Annotated in this window: 9 protein-coding genes; 3 read left to right on the forward strand and 6 right to left on the reverse strand. The window is 69.4% G+C overall.

Annotated elements, in window-relative coordinates; translation table 11 throughout:
- The coding region (locus HC022_RS29685) for an AzlD domain-containing protein (protein ID WP_175583599.1) at positions 1-148 on the forward strand (148 nt) is incomplete at its 5' end.
- Here the strand turns inward: HC022_RS29685 and HC022_RS29855 are convergent.
- The 4 genes from HC022_RS29855 to HC022_RS15460 all read right to left on the reverse strand — a co-directional run bounded on the left by HC022_RS29855 (position 133) and on the right by HC022_RS15460 (position 3,755).
- Positions 133-483 carry a hypothetical protein gene (locus HC022_RS29855; protein ID WP_368484676.1) on the reverse strand — a complete coding sequence of 117 codons (351 nt, stop codon included), beginning with the start codon at positions 481-483 and terminating at the stop codon, positions 133-135. The two genes, HC022_RS29685 and HC022_RS29855, sit on opposite strands and share 16 nt — an antisense overlap.
- Before the next feature lie 264 nt (positions 484-747).
- Positions 748-882 (reverse strand): aa3-type cytochrome c oxidase subunit IV, encoded by a 135-nt coding sequence (locus tag HC022_RS15450; protein WP_008886997.1) that lies wholly within the window; start codon positions 880-882, stop codon positions 748-750.
- 139 nt (positions 883-1,021) lie between these two features.
- Positions 1,022-2,050: an MBL fold metallo-hydrolase gene (locus HC022_RS15455; RefSeq protein WP_167453045.1), complete on the reverse strand. Its 1,029-nt coding sequence runs from the start codon at positions 2,048-2,050 to the stop codon at positions 1,022-1,024.
- 4 nt (positions 2,051-2,054) lie between these two features.
- Positions 2,055-3,755 (reverse strand): acyl-CoA dehydrogenase, encoded by a 1,701-nt coding sequence (locus tag HC022_RS15460; protein WP_040384807.1) that lies wholly within the window; start codon positions 3,753-3,755, stop codon positions 2,055-2,057.
- A gap of 121 nt (positions 3,756-3,876) precedes the next feature.
- On the opposite strand from HC022_RS15460, the gene HC022_RS15465 reads away from it, so the two are divergent.
- The gene (locus HC022_RS15465) at positions 3,877-4,833 is read left to right on the forward strand and encodes an L-threonylcarbamoyladenylate synthase (protein WP_167453046.1); all 957 of its coding nucleotides are present in this window, start codon (positions 3,877-3,879) and stop codon (positions 4,831-4,833) included.
- A 343-nt stretch (positions 4,834-5,176) separates the two neighbouring features.
- Here HC022_RS15465 and HC022_RS15470 read toward each other — a convergent pair whose 3' ends face one another.
- Positions 5,177-5,752, reverse strand: a complete 576-nt coding sequence (locus tag HC022_RS15470; protein WP_008887312.1) for a YqgE/AlgH family protein — start codon at positions 5,750-5,752, stop codon at positions 5,177-5,179.
- A 149-nt stretch (positions 5,753-5,901) separates the two neighbouring features.
- Between HC022_RS15470 and HC022_RS15475 the strand changes: the two genes are divergently transcribed.
- Entirely contained in the window at positions 5,902-6,702 is an 801-nt protein-coding gene (locus tag HC022_RS15475) for a protein-disulfide reductase DsbD domain-containing protein (RefSeq protein ID WP_040384681.1), read from the forward strand.
- 18 nt (positions 6,703-6,720) lie between these two features.
- Here HC022_RS15475 and HC022_RS15480 read toward each other — a convergent pair.
- On the reverse strand, positions 6,721-7,225 hold a 505-nt coding region (locus tag HC022_RS15480), incomplete at its 5' end, for an efflux RND transporter permease subunit (protein ID WP_167453047.1).

Here is a 7,225-nt window from a genome sequence, read left to right on the forward strand (position 1 = left end):
GCCCACGGCCACCGGAGGCGAGACCGATCCGGCCCGCCTTGCGGCTGCAGCCGTGGCGCTGGCGGTGGGCTACTTCGCCCGCAACCCGCTGCTCGCGATGGTCGTGGGCGCCGCAGTGCTCGTCGCCGGCGGTTACTGGGCTTCCTGAGCCTCGAACCGGGCGATGGCGACGGCCTTGTCGTCGGCATCATCCTCGCGCACCACGCGCTCGGTCACGCCCGGGTGCTGCGCGAGATTGTCGGCGAGCTTGTTGGGGAACCACGTCCGGTTGATGTCCCCGAAGCCAGGCAGCTGCGACAGCACGCCCGAGGTCGCGACGGTGCATTGCGACTGCGATACGGCGCCGTAGGATTCGGCCAGCTGCAACGCCCTCTCGGCGACGTCCGGCGAGACCTCGACGCGCTGGATGCGCACCCGGTAGGTCTCGCGCGCGTGGGCGCGTTCGTAGAACTGCTCGATGCGCGGGGTGACGCCGTAGAGCACGTCATCGCGCTCGAGCAGGCCGACCGCCCGTACCGAGCCCGCCGGCTCGAATGCGCCCCGGCCTCGCTGCGGTTGTTGATCATGGTGTAGAGCGTCAGCGCAGGCGGCCCGTCATGGACGTAGGCCGCCGCTGCGATGGCCTCGAGCGAGGCGTTTTCCCGGTTCGCCGAAGGGGTCGTGCAGCCCGCAAGGGCAGAGGCGGCCAGAACGGCAAGGACCGTGGCACGGAAGTACATCGCAGGCAGCTCCTGAGAGGACGTGGCGTCAGGCGCCGAAGATCGCCATGATGACCACGATCACGAAGATCACGGCAACGGTGCGGATCACGAACTTGATGAACCCGTGAAAGGTCTGTTCCTGATCGGTGATGTCCATGGTGCCGTGCTTGTGCTCAGCCATTCGTCCGCTCCGTCCCTGTGAATTAAGGTCTCTCCGTGGAATTGGTTAGCCGATTTGATTGGCCCTGTCACCTGCCCAAAAGGCACGATCTTTCAATGCCTGCCGCCCCCCCCCGGGGCGGGAGGCCCGGCTGCCGTGCTCAGATCGCCTGCCAGGTCCAGGCGCCATCCTCGCGCAGCACCCGCTGCACCCGGCCCTCGTGCCAGAGGTGCAGGCAGTGGGCCATGGCCTCGACCAGCGCCAGCCCGTACTCGGCCTCGCCGATGTTGCGCTTGAAGAGCACCGGGAAGCAATCACCCGCGGTCTTCGGCACGTCGAGGTAGCCGTGCAGCCGGTTCAGCGCGGAATGGTGGTTCTCGATCAGCTGCGCCATGCGGAAGGGCAGCCCGGTGAACGGCAGCTTGTGGCCCCCAAGCACGAGGTGCTCGGGCCGCGCCAGCTCGGCGAGGCGCTCGCAGGCCTCGAGCCAGTCGCCCACCGGGTCGGCCTCGGGCTCGGTGGCGTAGACGCCGATGTTGGAGCTGATGGTCGAGAGGATCTGGTCGCCGGACAGAACGAGGTTGTCGTCTCGCGACCAGAGCGTGGCGTGCTCGGGGGCGTGGCCGTTGCCGATGTGCACGTCCCAGGTGCGGCCGCCGATGCGGATGCTGTCGCCCTGCCGGATGCGGGTGAAACCCAGCGGCATCGGCCAGACGCAGTCCGAGAAGTTGAACGGCCGCTCGGCGCTGCGCTTGGCGAGGATCTGGGGCGCCATGCCGCAGCGGCGCCAGTAGGTCAGCTGCGCCTCGGTTGGCAGGTCCTGCGAATCGAGCGTCAGCATGCGCGAGAACAGCCACGCGGTGCGCGTGGTTACCAACTCGGCACCACGTTCCTGGAACCAGCCGGCAAGGCCGACGTGGTCGGGGTGGTGATGGGTCACCAGGAACCGCGTCACCGGCTTGCCCATGAGCGGGCCCGCCAGCAGCGTCTCCCAGATCGCCTGCGTGCGTTTCGAGGAGAAGCCGGTATCGACGACGGTCCAGCCATCGCCGTCATCCAGCGCGTAGACGTTGACATGGTCCAGCGCCATGGGCAGCGGCAGCCGCATCCAGAGCACCCCCTCCGCCACTTCGATCGCGCTGCCCAGCTCGGGCGGGGTGTCGTACGGGTAGCTGATGCAACCGGTCATGGGATCAGGCCGCGAGATCGTCGGGGGAGATCTCCATCAGCTCGGCCTCGCCGGCGCGGACGTGGCCGAGAAGTCCCGCGTGTTCCGGCAGCAGGCGCGTGATATAGTAGCGCGCGATGCGCCCGTGCGCCCCGTCGGGATCGGCCATCGCCGCCCGCAGGTGGTAATGCCCGCCCAGCACCCGTGCGAAGGCGCGCAGGTAGGGCACCGCGGTGCCGAAGCGCTCGGCCATGGGCTGGGCGACCAACCATTCGGTGGTCTCGCGCAGGGTCTCGGCGGCCTCCCAGACGGCGCCCGCCAGCTCGGGCAGCGCGCCCTTGGCGGCCTCGGCGTCGGCCTCGATCTCGTCGAGCAGACGGGCCGCGGCCTCGCCGCCGTCCATCAGCTTGCGGCCGACCATGTCCATCGCCTGGATGCCGTTGGTGCCCTCGTAGATCGCCGTGACCCGCACGTCGCGGTAGAACTGCGCGGCGCCGCTTTCCTCGACGTAGCCCATGCCGCCGTGCACCTGCACGCCCATCTCCGAGACCTCGCAGCCGATGTCGGTGCCGAAGGCCTTGGCGATGGGGGTCAGGAAGGCCGCGCGGGCGTCCCACTCGGCCTCACCGGTGGCGCGCCCCATGTCGATGGAGATGGCGCAGTCCAGCGCGATGGCGCGGGCGGCGAAGATCTCGGCCTTCATCGTCGCCAGCATCCGGCGCACGTCGGCGTGGCCGATGATGGTGTCGAAGGGGCTCTTGCCCTGCTTGCGCTCGTTGGCGAAGGCCAGCGCGTGCTGGTAGGCGCCCTCGGCCGCCCCCACGCCCTGACCGCCGACGCCGAGGCGGGCGTTGTTCATCATGGTGAACATGGCCTTCATGCCGCTGCCCGGGGCGCCGATCATCCAGCCGGTGGCGCCCTCGTAGGACATCACGCAGGTCGGCGAGCCGTGCAGGCCCATCTTGTGCTCGAGGCTCACCACCTTGAGGCTGTTGGCCACGCCCGGGTTGCCGGCGGCATCGGGGATGAACTTCGGCACCATGAAGAGGCTGATGCCCTTGGTTCCCGCAGGCGCGCCGGGAAGCCGCGCCAGCACGAGGTGGCAGACGTTCTCGACGAAATCCGCATCGCCCCAGGAGATGAAGATCTTCTGGCCGGTGATGGCGTAGGTGCCGTCGCCGTTGTCATCGGCCCTGGAGGACAGCGCGCCCACGTCCGAGCCCGCCTGCGGCTCGGTGAGGTTCATGGTCCCCGACCACTCGCCCGAGATCAGCTTGGGCAGGTACAGGGCCTTGATCTCGTCCGAGGCGTGGTGCTCAAGCGCCTCGATCTGGCCCTGCGTCAGCAGCGGATTCAGCTGCAGCGACAGGCAGGCGCCCGACATCATCTCGTTGACTGCGGTCGAGATCACCACCGGAAGCCCCATGCCGCCGTATTCGGGATCCGCGGTGATCGCCACCCAGCCGCCGTCCGAGATCGCCTTGTAGCCCTCGGCGAACCCGGGCGAGCTGCGCACGACGCCGTTCTCGAGCCGCGCCGGATGCAGGTCGCCGTTGCGCTGCAGCGGGGCCATCACCTCGTCGCACATCTTGCCCGCCTCGGTCAGCACCGCGGTCACCGTATCGGTGGTCGCTTCGGAAAAGCGCTGCGTGTCCTGCACGGCAGAGAAACCGACGACATTTTCAAGAAGGAAGCTGAACTCGGAGACGGGGGCGCGGTACGGCATGACCATGTTCCAATCACGGTTGGCAATATGTGAGCACTGAGCTAGTCAATGCGGCAATTCTCGGGAAGCGACCCTAGTCGCCCCCGCGCCCCTGTCCAACCAAAACGCGGCGTCACGACGAATGAGCGAAATGGCAACCCAGCGCCTCACGGCCGACCCCGAGGGCATCGCCCGCGCCGCCACGCTGCTGCGCGACGGCCAGTTGGTCGCCTTCCCGACCGAGACCGTCTACGGGCTGGGCGGCAACGCGCTCGACGATCGCGCCGTGGCCGGCATCTTCGAGGCCAAAGGCCGCCCCTCGTTCAACCCGCTGATCGTGCACCTCGCCGATCTCGACGCGGTCAAGGAACTGGTGCAGTGGTCCGATCTCGCCGACGTTGCGGCGCAGGTGTTCTGGCCCGGCCCGCTGACCATGGTGCTGCCGATCCGCGCGGGCGCGAAGGTGTCGAAGCTGGTCAGCGCCGGGCTCGACTCGCTGGCGGTGCGGATGCCCGCGAGCCCGGTGGCACGCACGCTACTGCGCGAATGCGGCTGCCCGGTGGCGGCGCCCTCGGCCAACCGCTCGGGCCGCATCAGCCCGACCCGCGCCGAGCACGTGCTCGAGACCCTCGACGGGCGCATCGCGGCGGTGCTCGACGGCGGCCCCTGCGACGTGGGGCTCGAATCGACCATCCTCGGGCTCACCGGCAAGCCGACGCTGCTGCGCCCCGGCCGGGTCACCGCCGCGCTCCTGTCCGAGGCGCTCGGCCGCCCGGTGATGGAGCGGCGCGACCGTGACCAGATCTCGGCCCCCGGCCAGCTTGCCTCGCATTACGCTCCGAACGCGCGGGTCCGGCTCAATGCCTCCGAGTGGCACGAGGGCGAGGCACGGCTCGGCTTCGGCCGCACCGAGGGCGACTGCGACCTGAACCTCTCGCCCGCGGGGGATCTGGTCGAGGCTGCGGCGAATCTGTTCGAATACCTGCACCGGCTCGATTCCTCGGGCGCCGAGATCATCGCGGTCATGCCGGTTCCCCATGTCGGGCTGGGCGTGGCGATCAACGACCGGCTCAGCCGCGCCGCCGCGCCGCGGGGCTGAGACCACAAGACCACCAAGGCGTCAGTCGGTCTCGGGCTCCGGCCGCTCGATCACCACGAAGGCCACCGCCGTCACCACGAAAAGCAGCTGCGCCAGAACCATGAAGCTGCGGTCCTCCTGCACCGACCCCGCGGGCGGAAGGGATCAGGTGCAGCAGGTGGACAGACGAGATCAGCAGGATCGTGGTCGCGATGCGCACCGGCAGCCCGCCAGCCGCTGCTTGCGTCATCCCGCCGATTGGCGAATGTCTCGCCCGCAGACAAAACCCCAAGGGGACCGCCGCGCCACGATTTGCCGCAGGTAGACGCAAGTGCACACCGCCGCCGGGCAGCGCGCTTGCAGGTCAGGCGGTGCCGCCCTCGGCCGAAAGCAGGTGCGCCGGGATCCCCATGGAATTCAGCGCCGCTTCCCATTTCGAGGCATCGGCGGTGTCGAAGACCAGCGCGGGCGAGGCGTCGCACACCAGCCAGGCGTTCTGTGCCAGCTCGCCCTCGAGCTGCCCCGGCCCCCAGCCGGCATAGCCCAGCATCGCCATCCAGCGCTCGGGCGGGTTGCCGCGGGCGATGGTCTCGAGCACGTCGAGCGTGCCGGTCATGTTGAAATCCTCGTCGACCTGCAGCGTGGTGAGCCCGGACTTGTAGTCGGGCGAGTGCAGCACGAATCCCCGGCCGGCCTCGACCGGCCCGCCGAAATGCACGTGCCGCAGGTCGAGCCCCGGGGCCGGCGAGATCGAGAGCTGTTCGAGCAGGGCCGCCATGGTGACGTCGCCCGACGGCTTGTTCACGATCAGCCCCATCGCGCCCTCGTCGGAGTGAGCGCACATGTAGACCACGGCATGTTCGAATCGCGGGTCGCCCATGCCCGGCATGGCAATGAGCATCTTGCCCGTAAGATCGGTTGCGCCAGAGGCGATATCCATTCGGTTGCTGTCCTGCTCGGGGTTGCCCCTCCAACATGACCCCCAGCCGGGTATGGTGCAAGGGAGGACATGTCACACAGTCGGGCTCACACGGTGCTCTCGCCGCAATGTGACTTGGCAACTCATTCCGAATTGCCCAAGTGTCGAGCATGATCCGAGCCCTGACCAAGACCCTTGCCGCCTGCCTCGCGCTCGCCCTGCCGCTTCAGCCGGCACAGGCGGAAGAGCCCGTGCGGGCCGAGCTGCGCCCCGGCTGGCGCCTGCCCAACGGCGACCACATGGCAGCGCTGCACCTGTCGCTGGCGCCGGGGTGGAAGACCTACTGGCGCGCGCCCGGGGATGCCGGCATCCCGCCGAGCTTCGACTGGAAGGGTACCCGCAACGCCCGCGACATCGCCGTGCTCTGGCCGACGCCGCACGTGTTCTGGCAGTCCGGCATGCGCTCGGTGGGCTACAAGGGCGACCTCGTGCTGCCGATCCGGATCACCCCCGGCAACAAGGGCGAGATCACCCTGAAGACCGAGATGCAGATGGGTCTCTGCAGCGACATCTGCGTGCCCCACACGCTCCGCATCGACGCCACCCTGCCCGCCGAGGGCAGCACGCCCGACCCTATGATCGCCTCGGCGCTGGCCTCGGCACCGTTCTCGCGCGGCGAGGCCTCGGTGCGCGCGGTGCGCTGCAGCGTGCGCCCGGTGGACGGCGGCGTCTCGCTGCGGGCCGAGATCGACATGCCCCGCGCCGGTGCCGAAGAGGAAGCGGTGGTCGAGAGCGGCCAGCCCACGGTCTGGGCCGCCGAGCCGCAGACCCGCCGCGAGGGCGGCACGCTGGTGACCGAGACCAAGCTCATGCACATGGACGGCAAGCCGTTCATGCTCGACCGCTCGCGGCTGCGCTTCACCGTTCTGGGCAGTGAGCACGCGGTCGACATCCAGGGTTGCGACAGCTGATCCTTCAGGCGTTCAGCCTCAGGCGGCCCGCCGCCGGCGCTGAATCAACAGAGCGACAGAGGCCAGCGCCCAGATCAGAACGATCCCCGCGGCTACGCCCCCGATGAAGAGCACGAAGGCCGCCCCCAGCGGGGCCAGCAGCGCCAGTGACGGAAGCGCCAGCACCGGCAGAAGCGCGCCCGTCACCGCCACGTAGCCCATCGTCGCCCCCAGCCACAGCAGCACCGCCGCCAGCGCGAGGCCCATCAGCGCCCGCACCGGCGCCATGCGGAAACGGACGCCGCGCCGGAACGCCGCCAGCCGCCGGCTGATGTCGTGCTGCACCGCGATCAGCGCGGGCACCACCATCAGCACCAGAAGCATCCCGAAGCCCAGCCCGTAGACCAGCGTGATCACCGTGGGCTTGAGGAACTGCGCGTCGGCGCTGCGCTCGTAGAGCAGCGGCGCGAGGCCCAGCACCGTGGTCGCGGTGGTCAGGAACACCGGCCTCAGCCGGTCCGCCGTACCGTCGATGATCGCGCGG

This window comes from Salipiger sp. HF18 (genome assembly GCF_011806505.1).
In the GTDB taxonomy this organism is placed as follows: Bacteria; Pseudomonadota; Alphaproteobacteria; order Rhodobacterales; family Rhodobacteraceae; genus Salipiger; species Salipiger thiooxidans.

Bases quoted from the DNA above. Each gene is read 5' to 3' on its own strand.
- HC022_RS15475 (WP_040384681.1), top strand. From the start codon at position 5,902: ATGATCCGAGCCCTGACCAAGACCCTTGCCGCCTGCCTCGCGCTCGCC.
- HC022_RS15455 (WP_167453045.1), bottom strand. From the start codon at position 2,050: ATGACCGGTTGCATCAGCTACCCGTACGACACCCCGCCCGAGCTGGGC.
- HC022_RS15460 (WP_040384807.1), bottom strand. From the start codon at position 3,755: ATGCCGTACCGCGCCCCCGTCTCCGAGTTCAGCTTCCTTCTTGAAAAT.
- HC022_RS15450 (WP_008886997.1), bottom strand. From the start codon at position 882: ATGGCTGAGCACAAGCACGGCACCATGGACATCACCGATCAGGAACAG.
- HC022_RS15465 (WP_167453046.1), top strand. From the start codon at position 3,877: ATGAGCGAAATGGCAACCCAGCGCCTCACGGCCGACCCCGAGGGCATC.
- HC022_RS15470 (WP_008887312.1), bottom strand. From the start codon at position 5,752: ATGGATATCGCCTCTGGCGCAACCGATCTTACGGGCAAGATGCTCATT.